At 53.6% G+C, this 19,213-nt stretch carries 14 protein-coding genes; 11 read left to right on the forward strand and 3 right to left on the reverse strand.

The window, feature by feature from the left end; all coding sequences use genetic code 11:
- Window positions 1–62 precede the first annotated feature (62 nt).
- The 10 genes from BLP55_RS07370 to BLP55_RS07415 all read left to right on the forward strand — a co-directional run bounded on the left by BLP55_RS07370 (window position 63) and on the right by BLP55_RS07415 (window position 14,219).
- Window positions 63–1,604, forward strand: coding sequence for an alpha-N-arabinofuranosidase (locus tag BLP55_RS07370; protein WP_091141698.1), 1,542 nt, complete (start codon window positions 63–65; stop codon window positions 1,602–1,604).
- Between the two features lie 7 nt (window positions 1,605–1,611).
- Entirely contained in the window at window positions 1,612–3,198 is a 1,587-nt protein-coding gene (locus tag BLP55_RS07375) for an arabinan endo-1,5-alpha-L-arabinosidase (RefSeq protein WP_091141699.1), read from the forward strand.
- Complete coding sequence (locus tag BLP55_RS07380) at window positions 3,198–4,133, forward strand: glycoside hydrolase family 43 protein (protein ID WP_091141700.1); 936 nt, start codon at window positions 3,198–3,200, stop codon at window positions 4,131–4,133. The genes BLP55_RS07375 and BLP55_RS07380 overlap by 1 nt, the downstream gene beginning before the upstream one ends.
- A gap of 1 nt (window position 4,134) precedes the next feature.
- Window positions 4,135–5,106, forward strand: a complete 972-nt coding sequence (locus BLP55_RS07385) for an arabinan endo-1,5-alpha-L-arabinosidase (RefSeq protein ID WP_091141701.1) — start codon at window positions 4,135–4,137, stop codon at window positions 5,104–5,106.
- A 2-nt stretch (window positions 5,107–5,108) separates the two neighbouring features.
- The gene (locus BLP55_RS07390) at window positions 5,109–7,052 is read left to right on the forward strand and encodes a glycoside hydrolase family 127 protein (protein ID WP_091141702.1); all 1,944 of its coding nucleotides are present in this window, start codon (window positions 5,109–5,111) and stop codon (window positions 7,050–7,052) included.
- Window positions 7,053–7,054: 2 nt separating this feature from the next.
- Entirely contained in the window at window positions 7,055–9,019 is a 1,965-nt protein-coding gene (locus BLP55_RS07395) for an alpha-L-arabinofuranosidase C-terminal domain-containing protein (protein WP_091141703.1), read from the forward strand.
- A gap of 111 nt (window positions 9,020–9,130) precedes the next feature.
- Window positions 9,131–10,819, forward strand: a complete 1,689-nt coding sequence (locus BLP55_RS07400; RefSeq protein ID WP_091141704.1) for a ribulokinase — start codon at window positions 9,131–9,133, stop codon at window positions 10,817–10,819.
- Window positions 10,803–11,504 (forward strand): L-ribulose-5-phosphate 4-epimerase, encoded by a 702-nt coding sequence (locus BLP55_RS07405; protein WP_091141705.1) that lies wholly within the window; start codon window positions 10,803–10,805, stop codon window positions 11,502–11,504. Before BLP55_RS07400 ends, BLP55_RS07405 begins: the two co-directional genes overlap by 17 nt.
- A gap of 18 nt (window positions 11,505–11,522) precedes the next feature.
- The gene (gene araA / locus BLP55_RS07410; protein ID WP_091141706.1) at window positions 11,523–13,031 is read left to right on the forward strand and encodes an L-arabinose isomerase; all 1,509 of its coding nucleotides are present in this window, start codon (window positions 11,523–11,525) and stop codon (window positions 13,029–13,031) included.
- A gap of 12 nt (window positions 13,032–13,043) precedes the next feature.
- Window positions 13,044–14,219 (forward strand): aldose epimerase family protein, encoded by a 1,176-nt coding sequence (locus BLP55_RS07415; protein WP_091141707.1) that lies wholly within the window; start codon window positions 13,044–13,046, stop codon window positions 14,217–14,219.
- A gap of 89 nt (window positions 14,220–14,308) precedes the next feature.
- Here BLP55_RS07415 and BLP55_RS07420 read toward each other — a convergent pair whose 3' ends face one another.
- A complete protein-coding gene (locus BLP55_RS07420) occupies window positions 14,309–16,222 on the reverse strand; it encodes a glycoside hydrolase family 97 protein (protein ID WP_091141708.1) in 1,914 nt (637 codons plus the stop codon).
- Between the two features lie 179 nt (window positions 16,223–16,401).
- On the opposite strand from BLP55_RS07420, the gene BLP55_RS07425 reads away from it, so the two are divergent.
- Window positions 16,402–18,450: a transketolase family protein gene (locus BLP55_RS07425; protein WP_091141709.1), complete on the forward strand. Its 2,049-nt coding sequence runs from the start codon at window positions 16,402–16,404 to the stop codon at window positions 18,448–18,450.
- 44 nt (window positions 18,451–18,494) lie between these two features.
- Here the strand turns inward: BLP55_RS07425 and BLP55_RS16980 are convergent, their stop codons facing one another.
- Complete coding sequence (locus tag BLP55_RS16980; protein ID WP_170826817.1) at window positions 18,495–18,644, reverse strand: hypothetical protein; 150 nt, start codon at window positions 18,642–18,644, stop codon at window positions 18,495–18,497.
- A 68-nt stretch (window positions 18,645–18,712) separates the two neighbouring features.
- Complete coding sequence (locus BLP55_RS07430; RefSeq protein WP_091141710.1) at window positions 18,713–19,210, reverse strand: DUF456 domain-containing protein; 498 nt, start codon at window positions 19,208–19,210, stop codon at window positions 18,713–18,715.
- Between the last annotated feature and the right edge of the window lie 3 nt (window positions 19,211–19,213).

Genomic DNA, 19,213 nt, shown 5'->3' on the forward strand with positions numbered 1-19,213 from the left:
ATTAGTTGCATACCTTTAGGATGGCAGGCCCAAAGCCTGCCATCTTATTAAAACCAAAACACATGAACAAGATTTTTTGCGCGGTGGCGCTTTTAACGATGACGATGCTTCAGGCCCAATCTGTTACGCAAGTGACGGTAAAGACAGATGCCGCGGCGCCCGTCATCAGCCGTCATATTTACGGCCATTTTGCCGAACATTTGGGACGTTGCATCTACAACGGCATCTATGTGGGCGACACCTCGCGCATTGCCAATACCAACGGTGTCCGCAACGACATCATCAAGGCGTTAAAGGAACTCAAGATCCCCAATTTGCGCTGGCCCGGCGGTTGTTTTGCCGATACCTATCACTGGAAGGATGGGATTGGTCCTAAAAACGAGCGCCCGACCATCGTCAACAAATGGTGGGGTGGGGTAACCGAAGACAACAGTTTTGGTACGCATGATTTCCTCAACCTTTGCGAAGTGCTCGAGACCGAGCCGTATTTGGCTGGGAACATGGGTAGCGGAACCGTGCAGGAGCTCGCCGATTGGGTACAGTACACCAACTTTGGCGGCAAAAGCCCGATGAGCGATTTGCGCGCGAGGAACGGTCGCAAAGAACCCTGGAAGGTCAAGTACTGGGGCGTGGGCAACGAAGCCTGGGGTTGCGGCGGCAACATGACGGCCGAATACTACGCGGGCGAGTACCGCAAGTACGCGACGTTTATGGCCGATTGGGAGAATACAGGCGGGCTCGTACGCATAGCATCGGGCGCAAACTCAGCCGACTACCATTGGACCGAAACCATTATGAAAGGCGTGCCGATCAACATGCTGGGCGGCGTCGCGTTGCACCACTATTCGGTCATCGATTGGGCCAAGAAAGGCGACGGCGTTGATTTTACCGAAGACATTTATTTCAGGACAATGCAATCGGCGCTCAAGATGGAAGAGCTCGTGACCAAACACAGCGCCATCATGGACAAGTACGATCCCGACAACAAAGTCGCGCTCGTTGTCGACGAATGGGGCGGATGGTACGAAGTAGAAAAAGGAACCAATCCGGGCTTTTTGTACCAGCAAAATACGATGCGCGATGCCGTGCTGGCGGGCGCAACGCTCAACATTTTCAACAACCACGCAAAACGCGTACGCATGGCCAACCTGGCGCAAGTGGTCAACGTGTTGCAGGCGGTGATCCTGACCGACAAGGCCAAGATGATCCTAACGCCTACCTACCACATCCTCAAAATGTATGCGGTGCACCAGGACGCGCAATTGCTGCCGGTGGAATTCACGTCGCCCGAGTACGTTTACGACAACCAAAAATTACCTGCGGTTTCGGTGTCGGCATCGAAAGACCAGGCCGGAAGGGTGCATATTTCGCTGGTCAACATCGACAGCAAAAAGCCGCAAACAATCGAGATTCCGGTGCAAAACCTGGGCATCGGAAAAGCGACGGCCACCATCGTCACATCGGGGAAATTGCAGGACCACAACACGTTCGATACCCCCGATAAAATCAAACCCGTCGACTTCCAGAAAGTCGACCTCAAAAAAGGAACATTGCGCCTGACGCTACCGCCGTTTTCGGTGGTGATGGTCGAAGGCACCAAATAATTTTGCCATGAAACGCCTCTTATCGATTACTTTTTTCGCACTACTGATTGCCGGATGTTCGGGCGACGAGAACACGGCCACCGTGCCCGTGACGCCTACGCCACCAGAGGGCGAGACCTTTCCGGGCCCTACCTATGCCGACAATTACACGCCGCTGGCTTCCTGGAACCAAAACAGCCAGTGGAACCTGGCCAACGTTCACGACCCGACGGTGGTCAAGCAGAGCAATTATTTTTACATGTACCAGACCGATGCCTCCTACGGCAACGCACACGACGGGCACGGGCACTTTTTTGCACGCCGTTCGACCGACCTGGTCAATTGGGAGTACATGGGCTCGACCATGGCCGCCGCGCCGGCTTGGGTCAAGGACTCGATGAACGCCAAACGCGCCCGGATGGAACCCGCCTTGCCGCCCATCGACAACCCGAATTATGGGTACTGGGCGCCTTGCGTACGCAAAATCGGCAACGTCTACCGCATGTATTATTCGATTGTGATTTCGAATCCCATCGTGGGCACGAGCTTCGATACGTCGTGGAGCGAGCGCGCCTTCATAGGGCTGGCCGAATGTACCGATCTGGCCGCCAACGTATGGGTAGACAAGGGCATGGTCATTTGTTCTGAACCCGATGGTGTCGAGAGCTACATCCGCAGCGGACCCGACGACTGGAGCGGGTATTTTAAATTCAACGCAATCGATCCGAGTGTCATCGAAGTGGGCGCGCAACAATATTTGATTTATGGCTCATGGCATACGGGGATTGCTGCCGTCGAACTCGATCCCACCACGGGCAAACCGTTTCAACTCCAATCGATCGCCGATTACGGGACGCGCATTGCCGGCCGTGGTAACCTGGCCAACAACCGCTGGCAAGGGCTCGAGGCGCCCGAGATCATCTACAACCCCGATACGGGCTACTACTATTTGTTTCTCGCCTATGACGAATTGGGCGTCGCCTACAACACCCGTGTCGCGCGTTCGCAAAGCATTTATGGGCCGTACATCGGTATCGACGGCGGCAACGTGAGCGAGGGCGCCGAATGTTGGCCGATGGTCACGCATCCGTATAAATTCAACAACCACACCGGTTGGGTGGGCATTGCGCACTGCGCGATCTTTCAAGACGACGCGACGGGCAAATGGTACTATTCCTCGCAAGGCCGATTGCCCGAAAACGTACCCGGCATCAACGTGTCGAATGCCGTCATGATGGGGCAGGTGCGTGAGATCCAATGGACACCCGACGGATGGCCTGTCGCCAACCCAGAGCGTTACGCGGCCGTCCCGCAAACCGATTTGGTGGCCGCCGATTTCGTAGGGGCATGGGAGCAAATCACGATGCAATACCAATACCGCGTACAGCAAACCTCGGTCACGCTACAACTGCGCGCCGACGGCACGTATACCTTGGGCGGCATCCCGAGCGGCAATTGGTCGTACGATGCGGCAACCAAGGTGCTGTCTGTGGGCAGTGTGCAATCTAAGGTTTGGAATGCATGGAATTGGGAAGCCTCGCCGCGCAAACGCACCCTAACATTTTCAGGATATACCGCAGGCGGGCAACCCGTTTGGGGCAAAAAAGTAAACTGATGAAACGAATTATCATTGTTTTGATGGCGTCGGTATCGGCGTGGGCGCAAAAGCCCGACAACAACCCGATCATCAAGGACGTCTATACGGGCGATCCGGCCGCGCTCGTCTCGGGCAACACCGTATATCTGTACGCGGGCCACGACGAAGCGCCCAAGGATTTCAATTTTTACAAGATGAATGAATGGCTCGTGTATTCGAGCCAGGACATGGTGCACTGGCAGTCGCATCCGGTGCCGCTCAAGGTGTCGGAATTCAAGTGGTCTTCGGGCGATGCCTGGGCGTCGCAGGTGATTGAGCGCAACGGGAAGTTTTACTGGTATGTGAGTTTGACGCATGCCACGAGTCCCGGCAAAGCCATCGGTGTGGCCGTATCGGATTCGCCGACGGGACCGTTCAAGGATGCGCTCGGCAAGGCGTTGGTGACGAACGACATGACGACGCACACCAAAATCGATTGGGACGACATCGACCCGAGCGTTTTTATCGACGACAACGGGCAAGCCTATTTGTTTTGGGGCAACACCGTCTGCAAATACGCCAAGCTCAAACCAAACATGGTCGAACTCGACGGCGAGATCAAAACCATCGACTTGCTGCATTTCACCGAAGCGCCGTGGATCCACAAACGCAACGGCTGGTATTATTTGTCGTACGCGTACCAATTTCCCGAAAAAATCGCCTATGCCATGAGCAAAACCATCGACGGGCCGTGGCAATACAAAGGCATCTTGAACGAACTCGCGGGCAATTGCAACACCAATCACCAATCGATCATCACGTTCAAAGGCAAGGATTATTTTATTTACCACAACGGCGCGAGCCAGCCCGACGGCGGCAGTTTCAGGCGTTCGGTGTGCGTAGACCGATTGTTTTACAACAAAGACGGCACGATGAAACGCGTTGTCATGACCACCGAAGGCATACAGGAATAAGATGAAAAAATTATCTACATACGGATTGTTGCTCGTCGCGTCGTTTGGTTTCGCACAGGAGCCGATTGTGCACGACCCCGTCATGATCAAGGAAAAAGGCACGTACTACTTGTTCTGTACGGGCAAAGGGATTTCGTGTTTCAGTTCGAAGGACATGAAAAATTGGACGAAAGAGCCATCGGTGTTTGCCGAAAAACCGAAATGGGCCGACAGCGTCGTTCCCAATTTCGAGAACCACATTTGGGCACCCGATGTGTATTTCCACAACGGACAATATTACCTGTACTATTCGGTATCGGCGTTCGCCAAGAATACGTCGGCCATTGGTGTCGCGACCACGCCCACGCTCGATCCGAAAGCTTCGAATTACAAATGGACCGACCACGGTATCGTGATCCAATCGCAGCCCAACCGCGATTTGTGGAATGCGATCGACCCGAATTTGATCTTTGACGAAAACGGAACGCCGTGGCTCAACTTTGGCTCTTTTTGGGACGGACTCAAGATGGTGAAACTCAACCCCGATTTAAAGTCGATTGCCGAGCCGCAAGTCTGGCACACCATTGCCCGCCGCGCGCGCAGTTTCGACCTCGCCGATGCCAATCCGGGCGACGCCGCGCTCGAAGCACCGTTCATCTTCAAAAAAGACAACGCCTATTATTTGTTCCTGTCGTGGGATTATTGCTGCCGCGGCGAGAAGTCGACGTACAAAGTCGTCGTCGGCAAATCCGACAAGGCGACCGGGCCGTTCCTCGACGCCGATGGCAAGGATTTGTTCCAAGGCGGCGGCACATTGGTCATCGAAGGCAACAAGAATTGGGCGGGCGTCGGACACAACAGCACGTACACGTTCGACGGCAAGGATTACCTCGTGTTCCACGCCTACGATTCGAACGACAAAGGCAAACCCAGACTCAAAATCAAAGAAATCAATTGGAAAAACGGCTGGCCGACGGTGAGTCCGATGGAATAACAATGAAAAAAATCAAATACATATTACTGTTTTTGCCGCTGTTTTTGTGCAGCCAGGCGCCCAAACCCGACGACGGGAAATACCCGATTGCGGCCGTACCGATTGCGGATGTTAAGATCACCGATGCGTTTTGGTTGCCGATCATCCAAACCGTCCAACAAAAAACCATCAGCTATGCGATTAAGAAATGCGCCGAAGAAGGTCGTTTTGATAATTTTTTGATTGCAGGCGGAAAAATGAAAGGCGAAGTGCGCGGACAGATGCCGTTTGACGACACCGATGTGTACAAAATCATCGAAGGCGCGTCGAATTCCCTGTTGTCGGCACCGAATCCAAAACTTGAGAAGACGCTCGATTCAATCATCGACATCATCAAAGTAGGCCAGGAAGCCGACGGCTATTTGACCACCTGGCGTACGATTAATCCCGCCAAACCGCCCGCCCCGTGGGTCAAGGTCGAAAAAGGCGAGCGCTGGGAGTTCATGTTCATGAGCCACGAAGATTACAACGCCGGGCATTTGTACGAAGCCGCCGCCGTGCATTTCCGCGCGACGGGCAAACGCAACCTGCTCGACATCGCGCTCAAGAACGCCGATTTGTTCGTCAAAACTTTTGGCGACAAACCGGGCCAACGCCAAAACGTGCCGGGCCACCAAATCATCGAAACCGGGCTGATTCAATTGTACGACATCGCCAAAAAACGTGAATACCTCGAACTCGCCAAATATTTCCTCGACCAGCGCGGCAACGCGAAATCGCACGAATTGTACGGTGCCTATTCGCAGGACCACGTGCCGGTCGTGCACCAGGACGAAGCAGTCGGGCACGCGGTACGCGCGGTATACATGTATGCGGGCATGACCGATATCGCGGCGATTTACAAGGACGAGGCGTATCGTTCGGCCATCGACAAACTCTGGCACAATATGGTCGAAAAGAAAATGTATGTGACGGGCGGCATCGGGGCCAGACACGACGGTGAGGCGTTTGGCGAGAATTACGAACTGCCGAATTTGACGGCCTACAACGAAACCTGTGCGGCCATCGGCGATGTGTATTGGAACCATCGTTTGTTCAATTTGACGGGCGAGGTGAAATATTACGACGTGATCGAACGCAGTATGTACAACGGATTGATTTCGGGCATGTCGCTTTCGGGCACCGAATTTTTCTACCCGAACGCACTTGAAAGCGATGGCGTCTACAAGTCGAATCGGGGCTCGTGTACGCGCCAGGCGTGGTTCGATTGTTCGTGCTGTCCGACGAATTTGATCCGGTTTGTACCGGCGATTCCGGGGTTGATTTATGGAACGAAAGGCAACGAGTTGTACGTGAATTTGTACGCGTCGAATACGGCGAAAATCAAGCTCGGCGGGCAAACAGTATCCGTGGCGCAATCGACCGATTATCCGTGGAACGGCAAGGTGAAATTCGTTGTCAATCCAGAAAAATCGGCAGAATTTACGATCAAACTCCGCGTTCCGGGTTGGGCCCGAAACGAAGTCTTGCCCGGCGATTTGTACCGATATACGGCGATGAACAAGCAGACGCCAATCGTCAAAATCGATGGCAAATCCGTGAGCGCCAAAGCCAACGAAGGCTACATTTCAATCACCCGCAACTGGAAAAAAGGCGAAACGATCACCATCGACTTCCCGATGCAGGTGCAAAAGGTAGTCACCAGCGACAAAGTCACCGAAAACCACGGCAAGGTCGCGCTCGAATACGGGCCGCTCGTTTACGCCATCGAATCGGTCGACAATCCGAATTTCGATGCGATCGCGATCAAGCCGTCCGAAAAATTCACCGTCAAGCGCGAACCGAATTTGCTCGGCGGCGTCAACACGATCAACGCACCGCAGTTCAAGGCCATCCCGTATTACACGTGGTCGAACCGCGGCGTCAACAAAATGAAAGTCTGGATCCCGTATCCGCAAACCCAATAACCATGAATAAGAATTTTATTACCCTGGCCGCTGTGGCTTTGACCGCGGGGCTTCACGCACAAACGACACTCGACGTCGACGCCTCCAAATCGCTCGCGAAAATCCAGCCGACGATGTACGGCATTTTCTTCGAAGACATCAACATGGCTGCCGACGGCGGATTGTATGCCGAAATGATCAAGAACCGCTCGTTCGAATTCGCCGATCCGCTCATGGGTTGGAAACAGCCGAAAAGCGACCGACACAATTTCAACACCGAGAGCGGCATCGCCACGACCATCAAGGACAAGGATCGTAAGGCCAACGCGAATTATTTGCACGCCATCGTCAAAAAAGAAGGCGGATATGAATTGATCAACGAGGGATTCCGCGGCATGGGCATCGTCAAGGACGCCAAATACAACCTGTCGCTGGCGATCGCACACGCCGAAGGGATCAAAAAAATCACGTTCGAATTCATCGACAAATCGGGCAAGGTGCTCGGGCAAACCTCTGTCACGCCCGATGCCAAAGACTGGAAAAACTACACCGCGCAACTCACCGCCACGGCCACCGAAGCCAAAGCGAATTTGCGCTTGACCTTTACCGGCGTCGGTACGATCGATATGGACATGATTTCATTGTTCCCGCAAGAAACGTGGAAGGGCCGCAAAAATGGCCTGCGCAAAGACCTCGTACAACTTTTATATGATTTGAAACCGGGCTTTTTGCGCTTTCCGGGCGGCTGTATCGTCGAGGGGAGGACTTTGGCGCAACGTTACCAATGGAAGAAAACCGTCGGACCGGTCGACCAGCGCGAACTGCTCATCAACCGCTGGAATGAGGAATTCGCGCACCGTCTCACGCCCGATTATTTCCAGACATTCGGGCTTGGATTTTTTGAATATTTCCAGGTTTCCGAAGACATCGGTGCCGAGCCGTTGCCGATTTTGTCGTGCGGCATGGCGTGTCAATTCAACACAGGCGAACTTGTTCCGCTTGACGAACTCGAACCGTATGTACAGGACGCGCTCGATTTGATCGAATTCGCCAACGGTTCTACGCAAACCGCGTGGGGCAAGGTACGCGCCGATATGGGCCATCCCGAGCCATTTAATTTGAAGATGATTGGCGTCGGAAACGAACAATGGGGCCCCGATTACATCGCGCGCTACAAGATTTTCGAAAAGGCGATCAAGGCGAAATACCCGAAAATGATCATCGTATCGGGTTCAGGCCCGTTCCCCGACGGCGATTATTTCGCTTACGGACACGACGAACTCAAAAAGCTCAACGCCGAAATCGTCGATGAACACTACTACAAACCGCCGCAATGGTTTCGCGAAAATGCCACGCGCTACGACAAATACGACCGCAAAGGCCCTAAGATTTTCGCCGGGGAATATGCCGCGCAAAGTGTCGCGATCGCGAGCCCGGACAACAAGAACAATTGGGAATGTGCGTATTCTGAAGCGGCTTTTATGACGGGATTGGAGCGCAATGCCGAGGTCGTGCACCTCACGTCTTACGCACCGCTTTTGGCGCACGAAGAAGGCTGGCAATGGACGCCCGATTTGATCTGGTTCAACAACCTGACGTCGTTCGGGTCGGCGAATTATTATGTGCAGAAATTGTTTGCGAACAACAAAGGAACCGATTTGGTGTCGGTGAAATTGGCGGGCAAAGACGTGACGGGGCAAGGCAATTTGTTTGCGTCGGCGGTCAAGGATGCGAAGAAAAAGACGCTGATCGTCAAATTGGTCAACAGCGATTCGAAACCGCAAACCGTCAAGCTCAACGTCAAAGGCGCAAAATTGGCGAGTTCAGCGACAGTAACGGTTTTGACGAGCGCGAACAACGCCGATGAAAACTCGTTTGCCGAGCCGACGAAAATCAGCCCGAAAACGCAAAATACCTCCGTCAAAGGAAAGCCGGAATTGACGCTTGCGCCGCGTTCGGTCAACGTATTTGAAGTGCCGCTCCAATAGCGCCAATATTGAAGAATTAATAAAAAACCCACGGCAAAATTATTTTAAGTGTTTTTTATACACTTACAAAGTATTTAGATTATATTTGTCGACAACAAAACCCTAATCGCAATGAAAAAATATGTAATAGGACTGGACTACGGAACCGATTCGGTGCGCGCGATGCTCATCGATACCGCCGATGGACACGAGGTGGCCTCGAACGTTTCGCTGTACAGAAGATGGAAGAACAAACAATATTGCGACGCCGCGCAGAACCAATTCCGCCAGCATCCGCTCGACCACATCGAAGGGTTAGAGGCGACAATCACCAGCGTGATGCAACAAAGCCAGGTCGACCCAGCGTCGGTCGTGGCCATCTGCATCGATACGACGGGTTCTTCGCCGGTGCCGGTCAACAAACAGGGCACGCCGCTCGCGCTGACCGAAGGGTATGAGCACAATCCGAACGCGATGATGGTGTTGTGGAAAGACCACACGGCAATCAAGGAGGCGGCGGAAATCAACGCTTTGGCCGTCAATTGGGGCGGGGAAGACGTGACCAAGTACGTCGGCGGGATTTATTCGTCGGAGTGGTTTTGGGCCAAGATCCTACACATCGTCCGCGAAGACCAAGGCGTCAAGAACGCGGCCTACAGCTGGATGGAACACTGCGACGTGATGACGTTCATGCTGCTCGCCGACCAAAACATCGAAACCTTTAAACGCAGCCGTTGCGCCGCCGGACACAAGGCGATGTGGCACGAAGACTGGAACGGGTTGCCGCCGAAAGAATTTTTGGGCAAACTCGATCCGTACCTCGCGAACCTGCGCGACCATTTGTACGAAGAAACGTTTACGTCAGACCAGATTGCGGGCACGCTTTCGCAAGAATGGGCGACGCGTTTGGGACTCACGACCGATACCGTTATTGCCGTCGGGACATTCGATGCGCACTCGGGTGCGGTAGGGGCGAAGATTGAAGAATATACGCTTGTTCGCGTCATGGGAACGTCGACGTGCGACATCATGGTCGCCGCCAACGAATCCGTAACCAAAACCGTCCGCGGCATTTGCGGACAAGTCGATGGATCGGTCATTCCGGGATTGATTGGACTTGAGGCTGGACAATCGGCATTCGGCGACGTATTGGCGTGGTTCAAGGAAATGCTGATGTGGCCAACGGACCAAGTCTTGATGCAATCGGACTTGCTCGACGAGACGCAAAAGCAAAAACTCCACGACGAAATCAGCCACAAACTGATCGTCGAACTCACGACGGCCGCCGAGAAAATCCCGGTACACGAAAGCATCCCAATCGCGCTCGACTGGATCAACGGACGCCGTACGCCTGATGCGAATCAAGATGTCAAATCGGCCATCGCTAATTTGTCATTGGGAACGAAAGCACCGCATTTGTTTAAATCACTCGTGAACGCCATCTGTTTCGGCTCGAAGAAAATCGTCGACCGATTTGAAGAAGAAGGCGTACGCATCGATGCCGTCATCGGAATCGGTGGCGTCGCGCGCAAATCGCCGTACATCATGCAGACGTTGGCCAACGTGCTCAACAAGCCCGTCAAAATTGCCGCGTCCGACCAAACCCCGGCGCTCGGTGCCGCGATTTACGCCGCCGTAGCCGCAGGTGTTTACAGCAATGTCATCGAAGCCAGCCAGCAAATGGGCTCCGGTTTCGACGGCGAATATTTCCCGCAATTGGACAAAGTGGCCGCGTACAATCGCTTGCTGCAATCGTACGACCAACTCGCCGCTTTTGCCGATCCAACCATTAAAAAAACAGCCCATGCCGTCGAAGTATAAATCGCTCAAAGAAGAGTGTTATGAGGCGAACATGCAGCTCAATGCGCTGAACCTCGTCGTGTACACATTTGGCAATGTGAGCGCCGTGGACCGTGCCGACGGGATTTTTGCGATCAAGCCGAGCGGCGTGCCGTATGAAATCCTGAAGCCCGAAGACATCGTGATTGTCGATTTTGACAACAACATCGTCGAAGGCGACAAACGACCGTCCAGCGATACGAAAACGCACGCGTATTTGTACAAACACTGGGAAACCATCGGTGGCGTCGCGCACACGCATGCCACGTATTCGGTAGCTTGGGCGCAGGCACAGCGCGACATCCCGATTTTCGGCACGACACACGCCGACCACCTCACGACCGACATTCCGTGCGCACCGCCCATGGCCGACGAACTCATCCGCGGGAATTACGAGCACAATACCGGCATCCAAATTATCGACTGCTTCAAAGAAAAAGGCTTGTCGTACCAGGAAACCGAAATGGTCCTGATCGGCAACCACGGCCCGTTCGCCTGGGGCAAAGATGCCGCCAAGGCCGTTTACAACAGCAAGGTGCTCGAGGTTGTCGCAGAGATGGCCTATCTGACGCTGCAAATCAACCCGAACGCCCCGAGACTTAAAGAGTCGCTTATTCGCAAACATTACGACCGCAAACACGGCAAAGACGCCTATTACGGGCAATAAAAAATTAAAACACACACAATGATTGACATTTCACAAAAAGAAGTTTGGTTTGTCGTAGGCAGCCAGGAATTATACGGACCCGAAACGCTGCGCCAGGTAGCCGAACATTCGGCGCAAATCGCCACAGGGCTCGACGCATCGGCACACATCCCGGTCAAAATCGTTTACAAGGACGTCGTTAAATCGCCCGATCAAATCACACAGGTTTGTCTGGAAGCGAATTCGAGCGCGAACTGCATCGGCATCATCGCCTGGATGCACACGTTCTCGCCGGCCAAGATGTGGATCGCGGGGCTCAACATTTTGAGAAAACCGCTGTGCCATTTGCACACGCAATTCAACGCCGCCATTCCGTGGAGCACGATTGATATGGATTTCATGAACCTGAACCAGTCGGCGCACGGCGACCGCGAATTCGGATTCATGGTGTCGCGTTTGCGCAAAAAACGCAAAGTGGTCGTCGGACACTGGCAAGACGATGCGACACTCAAGAAACTCGGGGTTTGGAGCCGCGTGGCCTTGGGTTGGGATGAACTCCAGCATTTGAAAGTGGCGCGTTTTGGCGACAACATGCGCGAAGTGGCCGTGACCGAAGGCGATAAAGTGGCTGCGCAGGTGCGTTTTGGCGTATCGGTAAACGGATACGATTCATCCGACATCACCAAAAAAGTCGATGCTGTCACCGACGCACAAATCGCCGATTTGATCAAAACCTACGAATCGGAATACAACTTGGCCGACGGCTTGAAAGAAGGCGGCGCCAAACGCGACTCGCTCGTCGAAGCCGCGCGCATTGAAATCGGATTGCGTGCGTTCTTGACCGAGGGCGGATTCGGTGCGTTTACCGACACCTTTGAAAACCTCGGCAGCCTGCGCCAATTGCCGGGCATCGCCGTACAACGTCTCATGGCCGACGGCTACGGATTTGGTGGCGAAGGCGACTGGAAAACCGCGGCGTTCACGCGTATGATGAAAGTCATGGCGGTCGGTCTCGAAGGCGGCACATCGTTCATGGAAGATTACACCTACCATTTTACACCTGAGAAATCGTATGTTTTGGGCTCGCACATGTTAGAAATTTGTCCGTCGATTGCGGACGCCAAACCGTCTTGCGAGGTGCATCCGCTGGGCATCGGTGGCAAGGAAGATCCGGTGCGTTTGGTGTTCAATTCGCCTGCGGGCGATGCGATCAACGCGTCGCTCATCGATATGGGCAACAGGTTTAGGCTCGTGGTCAACAAAGTAACGGCGGTCAAGCCGATGGCCGAATTGCCAAAATTGCCGGTGGCGCGCGTACTGTGGAATTGCAAACCGAACCTCGATATTGCGGCTACGGCCTGGATTTTGGCCGGTGGCGCGCACCACACGGTGTACAGCCAGGCACTCACCACCGAATATATGGAAGATTTTGCCGATATTGCGGGCATCGAATTGTTAGTGATCGACGCCGATACGAACATTAGAAGTTTCAAGGATACCATCAACGCGAACGAAGTGTATTACCACTTGTTCCAACACGGACTCTAAAACCCACATTCGATGAAAAATCTTAAACCAATCGTTTATGGTATGGCATTTTTGGCCGCTGCGGGATTGACCCAATGCAAAGGCCACGAAGAGAAGCCTGCCACCGAAACCACAGCAAAAATGGATTCAGTTTCAATTACCAAGTCAAGCTTTGGCAAGACGGCCAAGGGCGAGGCCATCGACAGTTACAAACTCAAGAATGCCAAGGGTATGGAGGTCGATGTCATCACGTATGGCGGCATCATCACGCATTTGCTCGCCCCCGACAAGGATGGCAAATTGGCCGATGTCGTGACCGGATTCAACGACATCGCGCAGTATGAAAAACCCAATCCGTATTTTGGCGCACTGATCGGACGTTACGGCAACCGCATCGGCAAAGGCAAGTTTACCATCGACGGCCAGTCGTACCAATTGCCTACCAACGACGGCCCGAATGCGTTGCACGGCGGCCCCGAAGGTTTTCACCGCGTTGTTTGGACGGCCGAGGAAGCCAAGGGTGGCGACGTTGCATCGCTTAAACTGAAATATGTGGCCAAGGACGGCGAGCAGGGTTATCCAGGCAACTTGACAGTTTTTGTGACGTATACGCTCAACAACGCCAACGAACTCAGTGTGGTCTATGAGGCTACGACCGACAAGGCGACCATCGTCAACCTAACACAACATACCTATTTCAATTTGACGGGCGATTTTAACCAAACGATCCTTGATCATGAAGTCGTGATCGATGCCAACGAAATCGTACCGGTAGATGCCACGCTGATCCCGACAGGAAAACTCGAAAAAGTCGACGGGACGGCATTCGATTTCCGCCAAGCGAAAAAAGTAGGCAAGGACATCGAAGCCAAAGAGGATCAACTCATCAAAGGAAAAGGATACGACCATTGCTGGGTACTCAACAACCAGGGACGCGGAGTGCGTTTCGCGGCTTCGGCCTACGACGCCAAGAGCGGACGTTTGCTCGAGGTGTTTACCGACCAGCCGGGCATCCAGTTTTATACGGGTAATTTCCTCGACGGCACGTTGCCGCAACGCAATGGCGGGACTTATGGGCACCGTACCGGATTTTGTCTGGAAACCCAACACTATCCCGACGGTCCGAACCAAGCCAATTTCCCGAACACCGTGTTAAAACCGGGCGAGACCTACCAAACCCAAACCCAATTTAAGTTTTCGGTCAAATAAAAAAGGAACACGTTTTTGGTGTTCCTGAGTTTTCGTTTCGTTAGTGTAGACCCCGGCCTTCGCCGGGGTTTTTACTTGTAAAATGTGTCTTAGAACTTCATCACAAACCCGCCATACGGCTTGAGTTTAACGGCTACTTTCTTGGTGGCTTGCACCGTGCTTTGCTCAAAACCATTGGCGCCGTCGCCTATCAAAATGCCGTTCGCTTTTTCCCAGAAAGATAAATCAAGTACGAGTTCACGTGGCGCGTTTTCGCCATTGATTCCGGTGATGAACCAAGTGTTGCCGCTACGGCGCGCCATGACGATGAATTTTCCGGGATGGCCGTCCAAGAAACGCGATTCGTCCCAATTGACGGGAACGTCTTTGAGATAATCGATTACAAATTTTGGCATTTTGGCCATGCCTTCGGGCGATTCGGCCAAGTGCTGGATGCCCGATAGGAACAGCGTCGGCAGCGCGAGTTCAAATCCTTGCGTGGTGCGTCGGTTGATGTTCGGGATGCGGTCGAGCACCATGGGCGTAAAGTCCATCGGGTCGAACAAATTACGCGCAAATGGCAGCATCGCGCAGTGCGCAGGCTGGGCATCGGCTACCTCCTGGAAAAAAGTGATGAATTCCTGGCCTTTGACCGCCTCGACCGTCATCAGGTTCGGATAGGTGCGTTGCCAACCCCGCGGCAGCGTCGCGCCGTGAAAATTGACGAGCAGTTTGTGCTTGGCCGCCGATTGGAGCATGTCTTCATAATATGCGATCATCGATTGTCCGTCGCCGCCAAAAAAGTCGATCTTGACGCCCGCGATGCCCATGTCTACCAGTCTTGAGAAAACTTTGTCGCGGCTTTCTTCGGTCAAGAGTTCGTGTTTGGGCGTGTACGGCGTCGTGTTCCAGGCGCCCGCCGAATTGTACCAAACGAGCAGTTTAACATTGCGCGCGCGGCCATACTCCACGAGTTCGTGCATTTTTTCGAAGCCGATGCGGCGGTCCCAATCGGCGTCGATCAGGCAGTACGGCCATTGCATTTTCGAGGCGTAGTCGATGTAACTTTTCGACGTGTCGTAATTGACCGATTCGTCTTTCCCGAGGATCCAACTCCACGAGGCCATACCGCCTTTGATGAAGTCGGTTTGGGCGATGACAGAAGGGCGCGCCAAGTCGGTCCCAAGCGTGCTTTCGGTCAGGGTTTTGAGCGATCCGACGGCAATCAGTCGCCACGGACTTTGCCACGGTAGTTTCGAAACCGGTTCGAGCCCGCCGCCGGTAAATACTTCTTCGGGCTGCGGATAGGCCAATCGCATCGCCCCCGATGTGGTGTCGTAAATCAAACGGCTTGCACAGTGCGTTTCGTCGATGGCCGCTTCGGTCAAAGCCAGCCACGTATTGCCGCTGCGAAACAACGCAGGGAAAATCCAACCTTGCCCGATGGGTGACGGGTGCGACAGATCGACGTCCATGCTGTAGGGTTCCTCATACGATGGATTGGTCGATTCCCAACCGGTTTTGGCCTTGGACATGGGTTGCAACCAGGCGCGTGTTCCCGTCGCGAACTTAAAGGACGTGGATTCGTGCGTGATTTTTTTAAGATCCGAAGTCGTGTTCGGAAATCGGTAACGAAAGCCGATGCCGTCTTCCGACAACCTGAATACGATGTCCATGGGTTGCCCTTGTGCATTCTGGACCGACAACACGTATTCGTTGGCCGCATAGTCAATTTGGCGGCGTTTGCCCTGCGGCATCGAATAACTTTCCGAGTGGTTTGCAGGACCCGAAAAGTGGGCCACCGAAAGACCTTGGCTAAAATCGCTGTCTTCGCGGGTCAACCCCAACGCGACGCGATCGATCACGACTTTCTTTTGGTGCGCAAGGCTAAAGTAAAGCGTCCCGTTCGACAATGTGGCTTGTAGTCGCAGGTGGCCGTTGGCGTTTTGCATGTTAAACGTTTTCTCGGCGCCCAGCGCGACAGTAAAGCACAATAATAAAATCAAGCAAAATTTCGTTTTCATAAATAAATGTATAAACAACACTTACAAAAGTAAACGTTTTCGTTGGATGTTCGACATAAAATAATATCTTTGTAAATGTATTTTTCACACTTATAAAATAGAGACGACAGTAACGTCTAAACTTCAGGACTTTGGAAACGAGATACCTTACCGATCACATTCGTCACACCTTAAAACTTATGGACAGAAACATCCACCACAAAGCGGCCGACCAACTGCGCGCGCTTGCTATCGCCATGGTCGAAAAGGCCCGTTCGGGACATCCCGGCGGCGCCATGGGCGGTGCAGAATTCATGCACATCCTGTACACCGAATACCTCCATTTCGATCCAACCGACATGGCCTGGCCATTTCGCGACCGGTTTTTTATGGATGCGGGCCATTTGTCGGTGTTGCTGTATGCGCAATACCATTTGCTCGGGCACTATACCCGTACCGATCTGGAAAACTTCAGGCAATGGGGTTCGGTGACGCCAGGCCACCCCGAGGTCGATGTGCTGCGCGGGATTGAAAACACTTCCGGGCCACTCGGGTTGGGCCATGTCATGGGTGCGGGTGCGGCCATCGCGGCGCAATTCCTCGACGCGCGTTTCAAAGGTTTATTCACGCACCGCATTTACGGCTACATCACCGACGGCGGCATCCAGGAAGAAATTTCGCAGGGCGCAGGGCGCATCGCCGGACATTTGGGGTTGCACAATTTTATCTTGTTCTATGATGCCAACGACGTACAGCTTTCCTCGATGACAGATGAAGTGACTTCGGAGGATACCGCGGCCAAATACCGCGCCTGGGGTTGGGATGTCATTGCGATAGACGGACACGATCATGCCGAGATCCGCGCTGCATTGGACCGCGCGCATGCATCGACCGACAAGCCCACGCTCATCATCGGACGGACCATCATGGGCAAGGGCTGCGTCACTTCGGGCGGACAAAATTACGAAGGCCATTGCGAATTGCACGGCAAGCCGATTGGTGAGACCAAGGCCAGTTTCGAAAAAACACTCGAGCATTTGGGCGCCAATCCAGACGACGCGTTTGCGGTATCGGTCGAAGTAGCCGATTATTATGCACGCGTACTCGACCGGAAAACCCAACAGGCCGCGCAACGAAAGGCACAAATACAAAAATGGCGCGACGCCCACCCAAATCAGTCGCAGCTATTGGACAGTTATTTGAACGGGACGTTGCCCGAATTGGATTGGGCCTCGATCCAGCACAAAACCGATGCGGCCACACGCGATGCCTCGTCGGCGGTATTGGGTTATCTGGCCGATAAGGTCGGGAACATGATCGTGTCGTCGGCCGATTTGTCGAACAGCGACAAGACCGATGGGTTTCTCAAAAAAACATCCGTGTTGCGCAAAGGCGATTTTAGCGGTGCGTTTCTGCAGGCGGGCGTGGCAGAACTTACGATGGCGGCTCTCGCCAACGGCATGGCCCTGCACGGCGGCGTGATTCCGGTGGTGGCTACGTTTTTTGTTTTTTCAGATTATATGAAGCCCGCGATCCGTTTGGCCGCGTTGCAGGAATTGCCCGTCAAGTATGTCTGGACGCACGACTCGTTTAGGGTAGGAGAGGACGGCCCGACGCACCAACCGATCGAGCAGGAAGCGCAGATCCGTTTGCTCGAGAAAGTCAAGAACCACAAAGGGAAACCAGGTTTGCTGGCCTTGCGCCCCGCCGATTCGGCCGAAACCACTGTGGCCTGGCAACTCGCGCTCGAGAACAACCATACGCCTACTGGTTTGATCTTTTCTAGACAAGGCATCAAGGACATCGCCACAGAAGGGTCGCGGTACCAACAGGCTTTACAGTCTGGCAACGGCGGCTATTTGGTCAAACAAATGCGCGATCCGCACCTGACGTTGCTCGCCAACGGGTCGGAAGTCGCTACGTTGCTCGCCGCCGCCGAGGTGCTCGAACGCGAAGAAGGACTTCGTTTGAACGTGGCTTCGATCATTTCTGAAGGATTGTTCCGTCAACAAACCGCCGCTTACCAACAACAGGTGCTTTTGCCAAACGTGCCCCGATTTGGGCTTACGGCGGGCCTGCCGATCAACCTCGAAGGTTTGGTGGGCCACAACGGGACGGTGTTTGGGCTGGATCATTTTGGGTATTCGGCACCGGCGGCCGTGCTCGACGCGCAGTTTGGTTTTACGACCGAGCGCGTTTGTCACGCGATCCGCACCTATCTGGAAACGCAAAGCGCAACAACGATATAAAAACAGGCCCATTACGGGCCTGACTTTTTTCGGTACGACGGTGGCTAACGCGTCAAAAAAGTATTGTTTTTGCGTGCGGTTTGTTTTGTATCGTTCGGTGCGTAGGCGCGCACGAGATAACTCGCAAGCAACACGAATCCGAGGCACCAGAGGAGCCGGATCAAAAAGTTGGTGGAAAAGGCTTTGTCGTTCATGGCGGTTGGTTTGGAATGTTTAAACAAAAAACCGCCGCCGTTTAGTATTGTCCTTTTGCTAAAGTTTTCTAAAAACCGCTGCGGTGACGCCAGGCCACGACCACAAACAATCCCAACAGCGCCATGCACAACACAAACTTGGCGAAGCTCGACACCAAAAACCCTATGAACGAACCCGTGGCGGCTTTTAGCGCACGTTTGTGGTCGGTGGAATTGTAGATCATTTCGCTCACGAAAGCACCCACGAACGGACCGATCAGAAAGCCCAGCGGGATGGGCGCAAAAATACCCACGATCAAACCGATGTTCGTACCCCAAATGCCGTAAGACGATCCGCCGAACCGCTTGGTGCCTTGCGCGGGAATCACATAGTCGAGCACGATCAAGGCGACGGTAACCGCCAGCGTGATCCCCAGCACCCAGTAATTGGCAGCGACGGGTTTTGTGCAATAGAGCAAAAGAACCCCTACCCAACTGAGCCCAGGGCCAGGCAACACGGGCAAGAAGCTGCCCAAAGCACCAATCACCACGCAACAAAATCCGAGGAGCAGCAAAGCAATATCCATATA

It is taken from the genome of Flavobacterium caeni, from assembly GCF_900101895.1.
Classification (GTDB): domain Bacteria; phylum Bacteroidota; class Bacteroidia; order Flavobacteriales; family Flavobacteriaceae; genus Flavobacterium; species Flavobacterium caeni.